The organism is Pseudomonas putida group bacterium ESBL64, assembly GCF_045277175.1.
Taxonomy (GTDB): Bacteria; Pseudomonadota; Gammaproteobacteria; order Pseudomonadales; family Pseudomonadaceae; genus Aquipseudomonas; species Aquipseudomonas alloputida.
On record NZ_CP145799.1, the window covers coordinates 920538 to 936482 of the forward strand.

The following is a 15945-nucleotide window of genomic DNA, read 5'->3' on the forward strand; positions in this document are numbered from 1 at the left end:
CTCATGATGATGCTCTCAGGAAGGGTCGCCATTGGCCTGGGCCAGGAGTCGGGACAGGTGCGCGCATTGCTCGATGAACGCCGGTGAAGTGCGGTATGCCTCGTCGCGCTCCAGTGGGCCGTCGATGACTACATCGGCGATCACTCGACCGGGACGCGCGCCCATCACGATCACCCGCGAAGACAGGTACACCGCCTCGAAGATGCTGTGGGTCACGAATACCACCGTCAGGTCGCGCTGGAGCCAGAGCTGGCGCAGGTCGCTATCGAGCTTGTTGCGGGTGAACTCGTCCAGGGCGCCGAAGGGTTCGTCCATCAGCAGCAGATTGGGTTCGGTGGCTAATGCCCGGGCAATGGAGGCGCGCATCTGCATACCGCCGGAGAGTTCCCGCGGGTAAACGTCGCCGAACTTGCCCAGCCCCACCAGTTCCAGGGCGGCTTGCACCTTGGGCTGGCTCTGGGCCTTGGGGGCGCCGTCCAAGTCCAGGGGCAAGCGCACGTTGTCGTGCACTTTGGCCCATGGCATCAGGGTGGCTTCCTGGAACACCATGGCCAGGCTGCGCCCCGGTGTGCCTGCGTGGTGGTCCGTACCCGGGGCATCCTTGCCCCACCAGCGCACATGGCCGGCGGAGGGCTGTTCGAGCCCGGCGAACATTTTCAGCAGGGTGCTTTTGCCACACCCCGACGGGCCCAAGAGCGAGACGAACTCGCCGCGTTCGATCGCCAGTTTCACGCGGCTCAAGGCATGGGTGCCATTGCTGTAGGTTTTTTCCACCTGATTGGCGAACAAAGGAGTGTCCACACCGATGGTGTTCGGCAGGGCCTGCGGCTGGACGCCGGCCTTGGATAGGGTCTGCATCAACATAGCGCTCTCCCCGGGGGTCATGAGCGGTGGTGAATGCCCCGGCGCACCGGGGCGTTGGGCAAGTGTCAGTGGCTGAGGAACACTTCGCTCTCGCCATGGGCTTCAAGCAGACCCAGTAGTTGCCGACGGATAACCAACCCAGGCTTGTCCGATGGCATGTGCAGTTCCACCCTGCGGCGGGTGTCGACACAGGCGTCAGGATCGGTGGCTTCCAGGATGTCGCGGTCTTCGGCTGTGATCGCTGCGTCCCAGTCGATCAGTTCCTGGGTCGAGCATTGGTCTTCGCTGTCGTTGCGATACAACCACTGCACGAGCATCAGTCGGTTGTCGTCGATGGGCGTGGCGCAGTTGTAGATGATGTGATGGATGCCGCTGTCCGGATACATGCAGCCAAAGCGCCGGGAGAAGGGCAGGTAATAGCGGTTGAGCAGGTGCCGCTGGGTGATTGGCTCGGTGGTACCGGTGATACGGAAGCTTGCCTCGGGGTTGCGGATCGGCACGCGGGTCTCGGCTTCGAAGCCATAATCGGTTTCGCGAAATGCGTAACTGGCCGGTTGGGGCTGGTCGAACAAGCCGAAATTGGCCTTGTGCACGAAGGAAAAGTGCGAGTTGTCGAAGGAATTCTCCATGACCCGCAGCGGGCTGGTCTTCCACTCTTCGTAAAACTGGAAGATGCGTCGGTAACCGGGGGCGCCGTCTTCCGGGAACTCAGGGATCGGTTGTAGCGGGTCGTCCAGGCTGACCCAGGCATAGCCGTACTTTTCCTGGCAGTGATAAGCCTTCACCGCGGCACCCGGAGGAATAGCGCCGGTGGGATTCTGCGGGATCTTCACGCACGTGCCGGTGCAGTCGTATTCCCAGCCGTGATACCCGCAGGCGATATTGCCCTCAGCACTGACGAAGCCTTTGGACAGTTTGGCGGTGCGGTGGCAGCAGCGGTCCCGCATTGCCACCGGGGTACCATCGGGACGCTTCCACAACACCAGCGCTTCACCCAGCAGGGTGAATGGCTTGGGGCCGTCTTCGAGGGCTGTCATAGGTAGCAGGGCATACCAGAAACGGCGCAATACAGGTTGTTTGGTAACCAACATAATCAGGATTCCTCACAGCGTTGAGCTTGTTATGGTGTTCAGCGGCTGCCGACCTGCTCGGCCTCAGGGAGTACCTTCAGGTCTTGCACAAAGCGCGTGGTGTAAGCGTTGCGCCAAGGTGCGTCGGGACCGAGCAGACCCGCCTCGACCATGAAGTCGCGGGTCGCTTGCCAGCGGCTGTCAGTCATGGTGCCGATCCCCTGGGTTGCGGCCTCTCCACCGGTGACCAGGCGGTACTGCTTGAGGGTCGAGACGCCCCAGGCCAGCAGTTCATCGGTCATGTTGGGGTTGTCGCGCTTGATCAGTGCATTGCCGGCGCTGGGGTCATCCAGATAGCGCTTCCAACCCTCCATGGAGGCGCGCACGAAACCTGCTACCCGCTCCGGGTGCTGAGCGATGATGTCTTGACGGGTGACCACGGTGGATCCGTAGGGTGGATAACCGGCATCTGCGAAGAGGAAAAAGTTAGGCGTCACGCCTGCCTTTATCGCCTGGAACAGTTCCGAGCTGGCATACGCCTGTTGTGTGGTTTGCGGGTCGGCTAGAAAGGGTTGCAGGTTGAAGGTGTAAGGCCGCGCCTGGTTGTCAGCCAATTGATATTTACCCTTCAGCCAAGGCCACCAGGTTTGCTGGCCCGAGGTGGACACCAGCACAGGCTTGCCGCCAAGCCCATCAAGTCCGCTGACGTCCGCGTGGGTCATCAACCCTTGCGGGTCTCCCTGGAAGGGCGCAGCCACTGCGACCACTGGCAGGCCTTGCTCGACACTTTTTAGAATCTGCAGGTCATAGTTGACGATGAAATCAGCTTGCTTGCTGACCAGCAGTTGCATGCCATTGACCTGTGGTCCCCCCATGCGGATGGACACATCCAGGCCTTCCTTTTCGTACAACCCATCGGCCAGTGCCTGGTAGAAGCCGCCCTGTTCGGCCTGAGCATACCAAGAGGTCAGCAACACGACTTTGTCGCCAGCGATCGCCAGCGGAGCGATCGTCAGCGTGGTGGGGAGCAACGCTGCTGCCAACAGCGAGCGTAGCGGGCGAGCCAAGGCCAAACGCGTTTTCATCATGTGTTCTTCACCCCGATTCAAAAACCACCGTGCGCCGGATAGCGCGACAGCGAAGGAGCCGGGCGGAGAGAACGTGGGAAGAGAATGAAGTCGCGAAGCAAAAGGGCGTGAACTGGCGACTGACATTGCTCTCTTGCCCGGGGCTGCCATAGCCTCGTTCAAACATCCGCTCGGATGTACGCCCCGAAGGACGCAAGAGCAATGCCCCATGCCATGCCTGGCACTGACCGCTTCTACTCGCTGATACAAGAAGCCAGAAGCATGCCAATTTCATGAAGCCGCTGACTTTGCGGTGTAGCGACCCGCATCCGAGGGGGGCGGGACTGACGCGTGAGTTGAGAAGGTGCAGAACGTACCGATTGAGCACTAATAAAGTGCGCAATACTCTGCGCATATGGTGTTCATTGGTGATGAAGATTGCGCACAATAAATAATCTGCGTGTATCCGATTAGTTGGCACGAGCCCTGCTTTGCGCTAACTCGAGTAGAAGCGGTCAGTGCCAAAAGTTGGCATGGGACATTGCTCTGGCGGCCTTGCGCCGCTCCCCCGGCAAGGGTGGCGCCTCGGCATGAGCCGGGGCCAGAGGAGAGGTCGTCCGCTGCTGCATACCCTTGCTGGCAAAAACCAACAATCACGACCCAAGGGATGCAAATGAAACCGAACGCTCTTTCCTGGCTGCTTCACAGCGTCGTCCCACTCTGCGCGCTGGCCACTGGTAGTGCCCAGGCGAATCCGCTGATGTGGAGCAACAACAGCCTAAGCTACCTCTACGGGCATGGTTATAAAGTCGATGGCACCGGCAACGATATCCAGCAAACCATCACCTTCGAGCACGCCAGTGGCTGGACGTGGGGCGACATGTTCTTGTTCGTCGATAACAAGTGGTCCAACGGCTTGTCCGGCAACGATGGCTACACCTATTACGGCGAGTTTTCACCGCGACTGTCGCTGGGCAAAATCAGTGGCCACCGTCTTAGCTATGGCATCGTCAAGGATGTGTTGATCGCTGCCACCTATGAGCGCGGAGAAGGGCGCAATCGAAAGTACCTGCTTGGGCCCGCTGTTGACCTGAACCTGCCTGGTTTTGATCGTTTTTCACTGAACACTTACTACCGCAAGCCCGATGGGATAACCGGCAAAGCGTCTGGACAGTGGCAGATCAACCCGACCTGGGCGATGACGATACCGCTCGGGCGCTCAGACATTTTGTTCGACGGTTATCTGGAGTGGTACGTCAATGATGTGGGTACGAAGGGTACCTCGAACTACGTAGCCAAGAGTTTCCACTTCAACCCCCAGATCAAGTACGACGTCGGTAAGGCGATGGGGCAAGCGCCGGCGCGTTTCTATGCGGGGATCGAGTGGGACTATTGGTCCGACAAATATGGCATCGAAGACAGCCACGGCTTTCCGACCGATCAGAACGCGTTGAGTGCATTGATCAAGGTGCATTTCTAATGTGATGTTTCAGACGTACCACAGAGTATCTGGTCCAGGCTCCGTTGATCATCATTCATCAAGCGTTGTGTATCGACGAGGGCCGACCAGCAACGGTTATTTCCCTTGTAACGCGTCTGGTTCGAAAGCGCTCGGCCGTCCAGGCCCGCTTTCGATCCAGCGCGTCGTTTCAAATACCACCGTGGATACGGTTCAAAGCACCCTGAAACCATGAGTGCCATCGCGCTCAAGCTGCGCAATCAGGCCAAATTCCCAGTCCAGGTAGCCCTGCATCGCCTCGTGTGGGTTGTCTGTGCCTTCATAGGGGCGCCGGTAGCGATCGCTGCGCGGTACGGCAAGGCGGGCCTCACCGCCTTCCAGGGGCAGACCGGCGGCGATCCAGCATGCGGTGCCTCCTGCGAGCACGTAAACCGGCGTGCGGGTCAGCGACTGCAGGTCGCGCGCGGCGAAGCGCGCCAGCAGGCTGCTGCCACAGGTCAACACGTAACGGCGGGCCTCGGGCGGTCGCTCCAGCGCGTCGGCCAGCTGGGCACGGATCGCCCAGTACGCGCCCGGGATATGGCGCTTGACGTAATTGGCACTGGCGGTGAAGTCCAGCACTACGGTGCCGTCTTCCTGCATCCAGCTGGCCAGTTGCTCGACGGTTATTTCGCTGGCATCCGGCAATTCGGGCAGCGGCGGTTGCCATTCACCCCGGTCGCTGAAGTCCGCTGCAGTCAGCCCGTCGACCACAGCGACCTGCCAGCCCATCTGTGCCAGCCACGAGGCGCTCATGTTGGCGCGCACGCCATCGTCGTCCACCAGCGCGATGCGCGCCCCGCGCACACTGGCGACGTGGTCGGTCTCTTGAACCAGTTGCCCGCCGGGCACCGAGCGGCTGCCCGGCAGATGGCCGGCGCTGTATTCCTCGGTCGTACGCACATCGAACAGGTAGAGGGTGCGCTGCGTGTCGGCCTGCCACTGGCCCAGCCCGGCGCGGTCCAGGCGCAGCACGCCGGCGCGGTCTGCTACCGCCCGGGCCTGGCCGGCGGCGTTGGCGCGGGTACCCGCACCCACCTCGGCAAAGCGGCGGTCCTGACCATGAGCCAGTTGCTGCCCCGCCAGGGTCCAGCCGATGGTGCCATTGCGCAGGGCCGCCACCGGATTGGGAATGCCGGCATTGATCAGCGACTGGGTGCCGATGATGCTACGGGTGCGCCCGGCACAGTTGACGATCACCTGGGTCGCCGGGTCAGGCGCCAGTTCGGCCACGCGCAGCACCAGTTCGGCGCCAGGCACGCTGATGCCGCCGGGGATGCTCATGGTCTGGTATTCGTCGAAGCGGCGGGCATCGAGGACCACCACATTGGCCTGTCCATCAAGCAGCGCCTTGACCTGTTCGGCAGCCAGCGAAGGCGTGTGGCGCACGCTTTCCACCCGTTCGCCGAAAGCTTTGCTTGGCACGTTGACATCGCGAAACAACTCGCCGCCCGCAGCGCGCCAGCCGGCGAGGCCGCCATCGAGCACGGCAACATTGATGTAGCCCAGGGCCAGTAAGCGCTGCGCGGCGACGGCGGCGAGCCCCTCACCGTCATCGTAGACGGTGAGGGCGGTGTCCCGCCGGGGAACGCGGGCGAAGATTTCCAGCTCCAGCTTCGACAGGGGTATGTTGGCCGCGAACAGCGGATGGCCCTGGGCGAAAGGGTCTTCTTCGCGGACGTCGATCAGGGCCAGCTCCTCCTGGGCCAGTAAAGCACGGCGGATGTCGTGGTAACGGCGGGTGGTGACGGTGCTCATGGGGCAGGGTTCTCTTTGGACAGGTCCCAGATGTTTGGCAGGCGGGTATTGGAATAGCCGGAGACAAACGGTTCTTCGCTGCCGTCCAAGGCGTACACCGCGCGCTTGACGGCGCCGATGTTGCCGCCATAGACGTGAATGCTGATCGATACCTGGTCGGCGAACGCATTGCTCACCTGATGAATGTCGCCGATGCGCGGCGACACCGCTTCCACCTGGCCGGGTACCAGACGTAGGGGGGCGCCCTCTGGCAACAAAGCGCCCTTGGCGTCACGCACGAAGCCCTGAGCGTGCTCGGCACCGCGCAGCATGCCGATCAGCCCCCAGACCCGGTGGTCGTGGATCGGTGTTTGCTGCCCCGGGCCCCACACGAAGCTCACCACCGAGAAACGTTGGCGCGAGTCGCAGTGCAGCAGGTATTGCTGATAGCGCTGTGGGTCGGGCTGGGCGAGGTCGTCCGGCAGCCAGTCGTCATGGGCGACCAGCTCGGCCAGCAGGCCTTGGCCTGCGTCGAGCAGGGTGGCTTCGTCAGGCTGTTGGTCAAGCAGCGCGGCGAGGTGGTCAATGAAGTGGCGCAAGCGCTGCGGGTGCAGGGGTTCGGTCATGGTTCAGGCTCTGCTCTCAGGTTTCAGTTAACCCTAGCAAACCTTTTTTCTATTCTCAAAATGCAAAATAAACATAAGCTAATATGCAAATAATGCATTTACAGGATTGACCGTTTGTTTTGAAATTGCCGCAGTGAAAGGCATGAGGATATGCCCAACGTGCATTTCACAGGATGCGTAACACCGATTAGATTATAAAAAGTACCCCGTTAATACCTCGGGGCTATAAACAACCACAGACGAGACCGCACGCGCGGATCGCCTCACATGCCCCAAGCGGGTATCTGGAGACGAACGTGCGTTACTTCAAACAGCTGGCCGCCACCGTGTTGGCCACCACTTTCAGCCTTGCCGCCGCCGCCCAGACCCTGGTGGTCGGTGACCAGAGTTACAACGCGCGTGCAGTGATGGAAGCCGCCGGCGTGCTGGAACAACTGCCTTACACCCTGGAGTGGAAGCAGTTCACCGCAGGCTCCCCGGTGGCCGAAGCGCTCAACGTCGGCAGTCTCGATATTGGCCTGCTGGGCGACGCGCCGCCCCTGTTCCTCGGTGCTTTGGGGGCGCCGATCAAGGTGATTGCGGTCAGCCGGCAGAACCTCGAAGGCGTGGCCATCCTGGCGCGCAAGGATTCGCCGATCCACAGCCTGCAGGACCTGCGCGGCAAGCGCGCGGCCATCTGGAAAGGCTCGTGGAGCCAGCAATTGCTGTTCAGTGCCCTGGACAAGGCCGGCGTGCCGCGTGATGCCGTGGAACTGCGTTACCTCAGTGCGCTGGATGCATCCCACGCCTTGGACGGTGGTTCGGTGGATGTGATCGCCACTTGGGAGCCGTACGTCACTCAGCAGGAGCGGCAAGGCGCCCGGGTGCTGGCCACCGCCGATGGGGTAATCCCGGCGCAGAGCTTCGTGGTCGCCAACAGCAAGGCGGTGGAACTCAAGCGTGCGCAGATCGCCGATTTCCTCCAGCGCCTGAAAAAGGCCCGTGACTGGACCTTGAGCGCCCCCGCCAATACCGAGGCCTACGCCGACGCGTGGGCCAAGCTCACCCGTGCTGATCGGGACATCGCCCGTGCCTGGTTCGCCCGTGCACGCACCGACCTCGCGCCGCTGGACCCGCAGGTGATCGCCGATGCGCAGAAAACCGTGGACTTCTTCTCCGGGCTCGGGCTGATCAAGGCATACCCGGCGCAAAGCCTGTTCGATACCTCGTTCAACGCAGCATTCGCCAATAACTAGGCCGCTGCGCAAGGACCGCGGCGACATTCAGATATGAACCTTCCAACAGGAATTCCCCATGAGCAAACGACAGATCAAACTCGGTGCCCTGACCATGGGCAGTGGCGGCCCGGGGCGGCACAACCTGTGGCTCGACCCCGAACTGCCCGCCGACGCCAGCGTGAACATCGACTGGTACATCGCCATCGCCCGGCAGGCGGAAGCCGCGTTGTTCGACCTGATGTTCATCGTCGACAGCCAGTTCATCACCCCCGGCTCGCCTTCGCACTATCTTAATCGGCTGGAACCGTTGACCCTGCTCTCGGCTCTGGCGGTCAGCACCCGCCATATCGGCCTGGTGGGTACCCTTACCACTTCTTACAACGCGCCCTTCAACGTCGCCCGCCGCCTGGCTTCGCTGGACCTGATCAGCAAGGGCCGTGCGGGGTGGAACGTGGTCACCAGCGGCGATGCCGGCACTGCCGGTAACTACGGGCTCGACGAGCATTATGACTACGACACCCGTTACGCCCGTGCCGAGGAGCATGTGCACGTCGTGCAGGGGCTGTGGCAGTCGTACGAAGACGATGCTTTCCCCCGTGATCGGGCCAGCGGCCGGTTCCTCGACCCGACCAAGCTGCATGCGCTCAACCACAAGGGTAAGCATTTCTCGGTCGTCGGCCCGCTCAACATCCAGCGCTCGCCCCAAGGGCAGCCGGTGATCTTCCAGGCGGGCGATTCCGAACAAGGCCGAGCGCTCGGGGCCGCCACGGCTGATGTGGTGTTCACCCACGCTGCCAGCATCGAGCAGGGCCAGGCCTTCTACCGCGACATCAAGCACCGCGCCGCACGCCTGGGCCGCGATCCGGAGCAGTTGTTGGTATTGCCCGGCGCGGAGATCTACGTGGGTGACAACGACGCCCACGCCCGTGAGATCGAGCGCCATTACCATCAGGCCGACCACAGTTTTGAACTGGCGTTGAAGGAATTCGGGCGCAACTTCGGCTGGCATGATTTCAGCCAGTACGACCTGGATGCCCCGTTCCCGCAAGAGAGCCTGGCGTTCGCACGGAGCAGCTTTTTCACGAATGCCAAGCGTATTGCCGACCAGGCGCGGGACAAGGCCTTCAGCCTGCGTCAGGCTGTTGAATTTGGCCGTCAGTTGCGGCCAGGGGCCTTCGTTGGCTCGGCCGAAACCGTGGCGGCGAAGATGGCCGAGTGGTTCGAAGCGCGGGCGCTGGATGGGTTCAATATCTACATTGGTCATCCTGGCCAGTTCCGGCGGTTTACCGAAGAAGTGGTACCGTTGCTGCAGGCGCGTGGGGTGTATCGCACGGCGTATGAGGGCACGACCCTTCGGGAAAGTTTGGGGTTGCCGATACCGCGATCTGGCCGTTAGATCGCCTGGGCCGGCCGCTTCGCGGCTAGCAACCGATCCTTCAGGGATCTTCAATCACCTGAAGGATCGGCCTTCGCCGTGAAGAGGCCGTTGCAGATCAGGCGCTGCGGGTGCTGCGACCGGCTTCCTGGTCTGCTACCAGCGCCCGAATCCGCGGAATCAGCGCCTGCCCATACTCCACGGCATCACGCAACTGATCGAAGCCACGGAACAGGAACGTGCTCACGCCCAGGTCGTAATACGCCAGCGCCGCTTCGGCGACCTGCTCGGCGGTACCGACCAGCGAGGTGGAGTTGCCGGCCCCGCCACCCAGTGCGGCAATCTCTGTCCACAGCCGGGTGTCGTGGACCTTGCGCTGACTGGCCAGTTGCACCAGCCGTTCGGACCCCACGTTGCTCTTGCCGAAATTCTTCTCGCGGCGGTTGCCCTGGCGAATGCCAATACGCTGCTGTGCATCGGCCAGGATGCGTTCAGCGCGGGCCCAGGCTTCCTCCTCGGTGGCCCCCAGGATCGGCCGCAGCGACAGGCTGAAGCGAATGTGCTGCTCCCGCCCATAGCGAGCGGCGGCCTTGCGCACCTGGGCGATGCGTTCGCGCACCTGCTCCAGCGGCTCGCCCCACATCATGTAGACGTCGGCATGCTTGGCCGCGACTTCTACCGCCGCGTCCGAGGCGCCGGAGAAGTACACCGGCAGCTTACCCACGGGTTTGACCAAGGTCAGGTTGTCCTCTACCCGGTAGTGGTCGCCGTGGTGGTCGAAGGGCGACGTCTGGGTCCAGGTGTTACGCAGCACATCGAGGTATTCGTCGGTGCGTGCGTAGCGGGCCTCTTTGTCGAGAAAGTCGCCGTCGCGCTGCAGGTCACCGCTGTCGCCGCCGGTTATCACGTTGATCGAAGCACGGCCGCGGCTGAGCTGGTCGAGGGTGGCGAATTGGCGGGCGGCGAAGGTCGGTGCCTGGAAACCGGGGCGGTGTGCCACCAGCAGGCCGATGCGCTCGGTGAGCGCGGCCACGTAGCTGGCGAGAATCATCGAGTCTGGCGCGCTGGTATTCACCGCCAGCAGGGCCTTGTCGAAGCCGGCGTACTCCTGGGCCTGGGCGAAGGCCTTGATGAAGCCCAGGTCAACCTGCGGTCCGCGCGGCGCCTGTGATTCGCTGCTTTCATGGGGGCCAATCAGGCCAATGAATTCGAGGCTCATGCAATGGAACTCCTTTTGTGGCCGACGCCGTGGATCCTTGCGCCGAGATGGACCTGCCGTTTACTCATGATCAATACCCCTTGTCAGATGTTCACCCATGTTCGATCCGCGCAGCACGTGCGTGCCGCACGGCACAACCGTTAAATCGCCACGGGCAACACGCTGCGTGAATGCCCCGGTATCGCGTCGATCAGCGCCCGTGTGTAGGCGCTGGCCGACTTGCTGAGCACCTGCAGCGCCGGCCCTTGCTCGACCACCTGCCCGCGCCGTAGCACCAGCACCTGGTCTGCCATGCTCGCCACCACCGCCAGGTCATGGGAGACCAGCACATAGGCCATGCCGCGCTCGCGCTGCAATTCGTCCAGCAGGGCGAGGATCTGCGCCTGCACAGACACGTCCAGTGCACTGACTGGCTCATCGAGCAGCAGCACCTCTGGCTCAAGTGCCAACGCCCGTGCAATCGCCACGCGTTGGCGCTGGCCACCCGACAATTCCCTGGGCAGGCGATCGAGGAACTGCACTGGCAATTGCACCCGTGTGATCAGCTCGCGCGCCTTGCGCTCTAGTGCCTCGCCCCGGAGCAGGCCGAAAGCGACCAGCGGCTCGACGATGCTGTCGAACACGGTGAAGCGCGGGTCGAGCGCGGCGAACGGGTTTTGCTGCACCAGCTGGATACGCCGGCGCAAGGGGCGGAACTGGCTCCAGCTGTAATCGGTGACGTCCTCGCCGGCGAACACCACCTGCCCTTGACTGGGCTTCTCCAGGCCCAGGGCGATGCGCAGGGCGGTGCTCTTGCCCGAGCCGGATTCGCCGACAATCGCCAGGGTCTGCCCGGCATGCAGTTCAAGGCTCAGGTCGTGCAGGGCGGTGTAGTGCGCGTTGTTGCCGGGCAGCTCGAACCGTTTGCCGACATGACGCAGGCGCAACAGAGGCGTCTGGCCACGCGGTGCGGCTGGCCTGCGCCGTGGCACGAAGGCCGGCGCGGCATCGAGCAGCGCGCGGGTGTAGGGTTGCTGGGCGCCCCAGAGGATCTGCCGGGGCGAGGCGTGTTCGACCTGCTCACCCTGCTTCAACACCAACAGGCGGTCGGCGCGGTCACAGGCCATGCCCAGATCATGGGTGATGATCAGCAGCGAGATGCCACGCTCGGCGACCAGCAGTTGCAGGTGATCGAGAATACGCCGCTGCACGGTCACGTCCAGCGCACTGGTGGGCTCGTCGGCGATGATCAGCCGTGGCTCGCCGGCCAGGGCGATGGCAATCAGCACCCGCTGGCGCATGCCGCCGGACAGCTCATGGGGGTACTGCCGCGCCCGCAGCACCGGCTCGTCAAGGCCGACCTGGTCCAGCAGCGCCAGCACCTCGGCCTCTTGGCCTGGATAGCGTCGTCCACGCGCCAGCTGCAGCGCCTCGGCGATTTGCTGGCCGATCCGTTGGGTGGGGTTAAGGCTGACCATGGGGTCTTGCGGCACCAGGCCGATGGTGCGCCCGCGCAACTGGCGCCTGGCGCGTTCGCTGGCTTGCGCCATATCGACACCATCGACCCATAACTGGCCTTGGTCGATGCGTGCATTGCCCGGCAACAGACCAAGCAGGGCGTTGGCCAGGGTCGACTTGCCCGAGCCTGACTCGCCCACCACCGCCAGGGTCTCGCCCTGGACCAGGCTGAACGACAGCTGGCGCAGGGCCTGGCTGCGTTGCCCGGCGACGCTGTAGCTGACGCTTAGGTCGCGGACCTCGATCAGGGGTGACTGGCTCATCGGGCATGCTCCTCGGCGCTGCGCGCCAGGTGGTTGAGGCTGAACACCACGGCCACCACGAACAGCCCCGGCAGCAGGGATACCCAAGGGGCGGTGATGAGGAAGTGACGGCCGTTGGCGATCAGCGTGCCCCATTCTGCGGCGGGTGGCGCCGCGCCAAAGCCGAGGAAGCTCAGCCCGGCCGTGGCCAGGATGGCCGCGCCGAAGTCCAGGGTGGCGAGCACCGCTACCGGGCTCCAGGCATTGGGCAGTACATGGCGCAGCAGGGTGCGTGCCCAGCTGGCACCGCACAGGCGTGCGGCCTCCACAAAGGGTAGGGTCTTGATGCGCAGCACTTCGGCTCGGGTGGTGCGGGCAAAACCGGGCAGGATGCCGACGCCCACGGCGATGGCCACCGGCACGGTGCCGAAGCCAATGGCGGTGACGATAGCCAGGGCCAACAGCAGGCCGGGCAGGGCCAGCAGTACGTCGATCAGGCGCATCAACGCCGCGTCGACGCGCCCGCCGGCAAAACCGGCCAGCACGCCCAGGCCCAAGCCGCCCAGCAAGGCGATGGCCACCGCCAGCAGGGCGGCGAGCACCGACAGGCGCGCGCCATACACCACCCGGGTGTAGAGGTCGCGGCCCAGTTCGTCGGTGCCGAACCAGTGCGCCAGGCTGGGTGGACTGAGCTTGTCGGCGGGCGCGGTAGCGTAGGGGTCGAAGCTGCTGAGCCAGTGCGGGGCCAGCGCGCAAAGCAGGGCGAACAGTACGATCAGCAGCGCCAGGCTGAAACCGGGTCGGCGCAGCAGCGGGGCCAACACCTGGTATGCACGCTGCCAACGCGTGCGACGCTTCCAGGCGGCGGCAGGGCGGGGCTCGGTGAGCGCAGTGTCGAGGGGTGACAGGGGGATGTCGAGGGTCATCTCAGTTCACCCTTACGGTGTGTTTGATGCGCGGATCGAGGTAGGGGTAGAACAGGTCGACGATCAGGTTCACCAGCACGAAGGCCGCAGCCGACGCCCCGACGATCGCCAGCACTACGGGGATGTCCTGGCGCAGCACAGCCTCCTGGGCCAGACGGCCGACGCCGTTGCGCGAGAAGATGGTTTCCACCAGTACGGCCCCGGACACCGTATTGCCGACTTGCAGGCCGACCAGCGTCAATAGCGGCAGCGCCGCGTTGCGCAGGCCATGGCGTGCCTGAACCTGGGCCCGGCTAAGGCCCTTGGCGAAGGCGGTGGTGATGTACGGCTCCTGCCACACGCCCTGAAAGCCGCGTTGCAGCACCTGGGCGTACACCGCAGCGCTGGGGATCGCCAGGGTGATGGCCGGCAGCACCAGGCTGGCCAGGCCTTGGCTGCCGGTGGCCGGAAACCAGCCCAACGCGAAAGCGAACACCTGGAGCAGCAGCAGGCCCATCCAGAACACCGGCACCGAGAAGCCCAGCGAGGGCAGGCGCGCCAGTGCAATCTTCAGTGGACGCCATTGCAGGTAGGCGGTCAGGCAGGCAAGGCTGACACCCGCCAACAGCGACAGGGCAATGGCGGCACCGGCCAGGGCCAGGGTCTGCGGCAGGCGCTCGGCCAACAGTGCCGTGACCGGTCGGCCCAGCGACAGCGATTGGCCAAGGTCGCCGTGCAGGGCCCGCCACAGCAGGTCGAAATACTGCTCGAACAAGCCTTTGTCCAGCCCGTAGTAAGTGCGTGCTTTGGCCAGGTCCTCAGGCGACAGGCCGTCGGCTTCCATGCCGGAGGCGCTCAGCATGATCGCCAAGGTATCGCCGGGCAGCAGGTAGAGGATGAAGTAGGTGATGGTATAAGCCCCCCACAGCACCAACAGGGCCTGGCCGACGCGGCCGATCAGGTAGCGTCTCATGGCTGGCCAACCTGGATGTCACTGAGCAGGGCGAAGCCTTCGGCAGTCCAGTGGAAGTGCTTGACCCGCGGCGCGGTGGCTGCCTGCCAGACGCGCTCGTACAGCGGGAACGCCGACGCTTCGTCGACCAGCAGGTCCTGCAGTTGGCCGTAGGCCTGGGCCCGTTGCGTGTCGGCAGTGGCGGTGATACCGCTGTCGAACAGCGCCTGAGCTTTGGCCAGGGTGGTGGGCTCGTAGGTGTTGGTGGCGAGCGTGGCGCTGTTGGCCGCGCGCGGGTCGAGGATGGTCTGCAGGATGATCGGGTCGGCGCGGGTCATGTAGGTGGAGGTGAGGTCGTAGGTGCCTGCCGAGTTGCCGGTCACCCACTCGGCGCGGGTCAGTACGTTCAGCTTGAGGTCGATACCCACTTTGCGCAGTTGGTCCTGTACCAGCACGTCACCGGCGCTTTCGGCGGGTGTGAGGTTGTAACGCAGCGTCAGGCGCTGGCCGTTCTTGTGTCGGTAGCCGTCGTCGCCTTTGTGCCAGCCGGCGGCGTCGAGCAGTTGCTCGGCGCCTTTGGGGTCGTAAGCGAGCTTGTCGGCTTGGGCTTTGAAGAACGGTGTGGTGACGTCGTATACGCCACTCACCACCGGGAACGCACTGTTGTAAACGGTGTGCGCGTAGCTCGTGCGGTCGATGGCCTTCTGCAGCGCCAGGCGGACTTGGCGGTCACCGAGCAGCCGGTCGTTGCGGGTGTTGGGGTAGAGGTTCAGCGCCGGGCCCGGCAGCGAACGGCTCTGGATGGTCGCGCCCTTGGACTGAAACAGCTTCAGGTCGACTTCCGAGAACGGGTTGCGTGGCCACAGGATGTCGGCCTTGCCTTGCAGGAACAGGCCGTTGCGCACGCTCTCTTCGGGGATGTAGCTGATGTCCACGGCATCCAGGTACGCCGGGCCCTGGTTGCGCACGTTGGCCGATGGCCAGGCGTAATCAGCGCGCTTGACCAGGCGTGCGCCGACCTCCGGGGTGTAGTGATCGAGGATGAATGGCCCGGTACCGATGATCTTGCCCAGCGAGCGTTGCTGCGCGCTCAGCCGGTACGAGGCCGGGGCGAGAATGGCCAGGTTGGTGGTGGACGTGGCCTGAAGGAAGCCCGCGTTGGGTTTTGCCAGGACCAGGCGCACGGTGAAGTCGTCGATCACCTCGGCGTGGTCGTAGCCGGCGAGGTAGGTGGCACCGAAGGTGGCCGGCAACTGGGTGGCGAACGCTTTGTTGCTGTCGAAGGCAGTTTTTACCGCGTGAGCATCGAAGCGTTCGCCGTTGCTGAAGGTGACGTCCTCGCGCAGGTGGAAGGTGTAGCTCAGGGCATCGGCACCGACCTCCCAGGTTTTCGCCAGCCACGGGATGATGCGACCGGTCTGCGGGTCTTGGTCAGTGAGCGACTCGGCGACGTTGCGCAGTAGCACGCGGTGTTCGAGCCAGTAGACCTGAAAGGGGTCGACGCTGACCAGCGTGGTGTTGTCACCCCAAAAGGCGATGTTGAGGGTCTTGCTGGTTGAGGTGTTGTCGGCCGGCGAGCAGGCGCTGAGGGCCAGGGCCAGGGTGCCGATGGCGAACAGCTGGTGCAGTGGGGGCATGGGATTCGTCCTTCAATGAGTGGGGCTCTCCTGTTCCGG

13 protein-coding genes are annotated in these 15945 nt (G+C 63.7%); 3 read left to right on the forward strand and 10 right to left on the reverse strand.

The window, feature by feature from the left end:
- Positions 1–15 precede the first annotated feature (15 nt).
- The 3 genes from V6093_RS04115 to V6093_RS04125 form a co-directional block, all read right to left on the reverse strand.
- On the reverse strand, positions 16–864 hold the full coding sequence (locus V6093_RS04115; RefSeq protein ID WP_406669709.1) for an ABC transporter ATP-binding protein: 849 nt from the start codon (positions 862–864) through the stop codon (positions 16–18).
- Between the two features lie 65 nt (positions 865–929).
- Positions 930–1955, reverse strand: a complete 1026-nt coding sequence (locus V6093_RS04120) for an aromatic ring-hydroxylating dioxygenase subunit alpha (RefSeq protein WP_108078722.1) — start codon at positions 1953–1955, stop codon at positions 930–932.
- Between the two features lie 38 nt (positions 1956–1993).
- Positions 1994–3019, reverse strand: coding sequence for an ABC transporter substrate-binding protein (locus V6093_RS04125; protein WP_004576255.1), 1026 nt, complete (start codon positions 3017–3019; stop codon positions 1994–1996).
- 655 nt (positions 3020–3674) lie between these two features.
- Between V6093_RS04125 and V6093_RS04130 the strand changes: the two genes are divergently transcribed.
- The gene (locus V6093_RS04130) at positions 3675–4481 is read left to right on the forward strand and encodes a membrane protein (RefSeq protein WP_019751605.1); all 807 of its coding nucleotides are present in this window, start codon (positions 3675–3677) and stop codon (positions 4479–4481) included.
- A 192-nt stretch (positions 4482–4673) separates the two neighbouring features.
- Here V6093_RS04130 and V6093_RS04135 read toward each other — a convergent pair whose 3' ends face one another.
- Together V6093_RS04135 and V6093_RS04140 are read right to left on the reverse strand one after the other, a co-directional pair.
- Positions 4674–6257: a rhodanese-related sulfurtransferase gene (locus tag V6093_RS04135; RefSeq protein WP_406669710.1), complete on the reverse strand. Its 1584-nt coding sequence runs from the start codon at positions 6255–6257 to the stop codon at positions 4674–4676.
- Positions 6254–6862, reverse strand: a complete 609-nt coding sequence (locus V6093_RS04140) for a cysteine dioxygenase (protein WP_406669711.1) — start codon at positions 6860–6862, stop codon at positions 6254–6256. Before V6093_RS04140 ends, V6093_RS04135 begins: the two co-directional genes overlap by 4 nt.
- A gap of 296 nt (positions 6863–7158) precedes the next feature.
- Here V6093_RS04140 and V6093_RS04145 point away from each other — a divergent pair, with 296 nt between their 5' ends.
- Complete coding sequence (locus tag V6093_RS04145; RefSeq protein WP_004374412.1) at positions 7159–8097, forward strand: ABC transporter substrate-binding protein; 939 nt, start codon at positions 7159–7161, stop codon at positions 8095–8097.
- 58 nt (positions 8098–8155) lie between these two features.
- Complete coding sequence (locus V6093_RS04150) at positions 8156–9475, forward strand: LLM class flavin-dependent oxidoreductase (RefSeq protein ID WP_004374414.1); 1320 nt, start codon at positions 8156–8158, stop codon at positions 9473–9475.
- 97 nt (positions 9476–9572) lie between these two features.
- On the opposite strand, the gene V6093_RS04155 is transcribed toward V6093_RS04150, so the two are convergent.
- The 5 genes from V6093_RS04155 to V6093_RS04175 all read right to left on the reverse strand — a co-directional run bounded on the left by V6093_RS04155 (position 9573) and on the right by V6093_RS04175 (position 15906).
- On the reverse strand, positions 9573–10673 hold the full coding sequence (locus V6093_RS04155) for an LLM class flavin-dependent oxidoreductase (protein ID WP_004374416.1): 1101 nt from the start codon (positions 10671–10673) through the stop codon (positions 9573–9575).
- A gap of 140 nt (positions 10674–10813) precedes the next feature.
- Positions 10814–12433 carry an ABC transporter ATP-binding protein gene (locus tag V6093_RS04160; RefSeq protein ID WP_047602838.1) on the reverse strand — a complete coding sequence of 540 codons (1620 nt, stop codon included), beginning with the start codon at positions 12431–12433 and terminating at the stop codon, positions 10814–10816.
- Entirely contained in the window at positions 12430–13338 is a 909-nt protein-coding gene (locus V6093_RS04165; RefSeq protein ID WP_047602837.1) for an ABC transporter permease, read from the reverse strand. Before V6093_RS04165 ends, V6093_RS04160 begins: the two co-directional genes overlap by 4 nt.
- Before the next feature lies 1 nt (position 13339).
- Positions 13340–14290: an ABC transporter permease gene (locus V6093_RS04170; RefSeq protein ID WP_267827372.1), complete on the reverse strand. Its 951-nt coding sequence runs from the start codon at positions 14288–14290 to the stop codon at positions 13340–13342.
- On the reverse strand, positions 14287–15906 hold the full coding sequence (locus V6093_RS04175; protein WP_267827374.1) for an ABC transporter substrate-binding protein: 1620 nt from the start codon (positions 15904–15906) through the stop codon (positions 14287–14289). Before V6093_RS04175 ends, V6093_RS04170 begins: the two co-directional genes overlap by 4 nt.
- Positions 15907–15945: the final 39 nt, after the last annotated feature.

Excerpts from the sequence above, each read along its gene's own strand:
- V6093_RS04140 (WP_406669711.1), bottom strand. The coding sequence starts at position 6,862 with ATGACCGAACCCCTGCACCCGCAGCGCTTGCGCCACTTCATTGACCAC.
- V6093_RS04150 (WP_004374414.1), top strand. The coding sequence starts at position 8,156 with ATGAGCAAACGACAGATCAAACTCGGTGCCCTGACCATGGGCAGTGGC.
- V6093_RS04175 (WP_267827374.1), bottom strand. The coding sequence starts at position 15,906 with ATGCCCCCACTGCACCAGCTGTTCGCCATCGGCACCCTGGCCCTGGCC.
- V6093_RS04125 (WP_004576255.1), bottom strand. The coding sequence starts at position 3,019 with ATGAAAACGCGTTTGGCCTTGGCTCGCCCGCTACGCTCGCTGTTGGCA.
- V6093_RS04155 (WP_004374416.1), bottom strand. The coding sequence starts at position 10,673 with ATGAGCCTCGAATTCATTGGCCTGATTGGCCCCCATGAAAGCAGCGAA.
- V6093_RS04120 (WP_108078722.1), bottom strand. The coding sequence starts at position 1,955 with ATGTTGGTTACCAAACAACCTGTATTGCGCCGTTTCTGGTATGCCCTG.
- V6093_RS04165 (WP_047602837.1), bottom strand. The coding sequence starts at position 13,338 with ATGACCCTCGACATCCCCCTGTCACCCCTCGACACTGCGCTCACCGAG.
- V6093_RS04115 (WP_406669709.1), bottom strand. The coding sequence starts at position 864 with ATGTTGATGCAGACCCTATCCAAGGCCGGCGTCCAGCCGCAGGCCCTG.
- V6093_RS04170 (WP_267827372.1), bottom strand. The coding sequence starts at position 14,290 with ATGAGACGCTACCTGATCGGCCGCGTCGGCCAGGCCCTGTTGGTGCTG.
- V6093_RS04135 (WP_406669710.1), bottom strand. The coding sequence starts at position 6,257 with ATGAGCACCGTCACCACCCGCCGTTACCACGACATCCGCCGTGCTTTA.
- V6093_RS04160 (WP_047602838.1), bottom strand. The coding sequence starts at position 12,433 with ATGAGCCAGTCACCCCTGATCGAGGTCCGCGACCTAAGCGTCAGCTAC.
- V6093_RS04130 (WP_019751605.1), top strand. The coding sequence starts at position 3,675 with ATGAAACCGAACGCTCTTTCCTGGCTGCTTCACAGCGTCGTCCCACTC.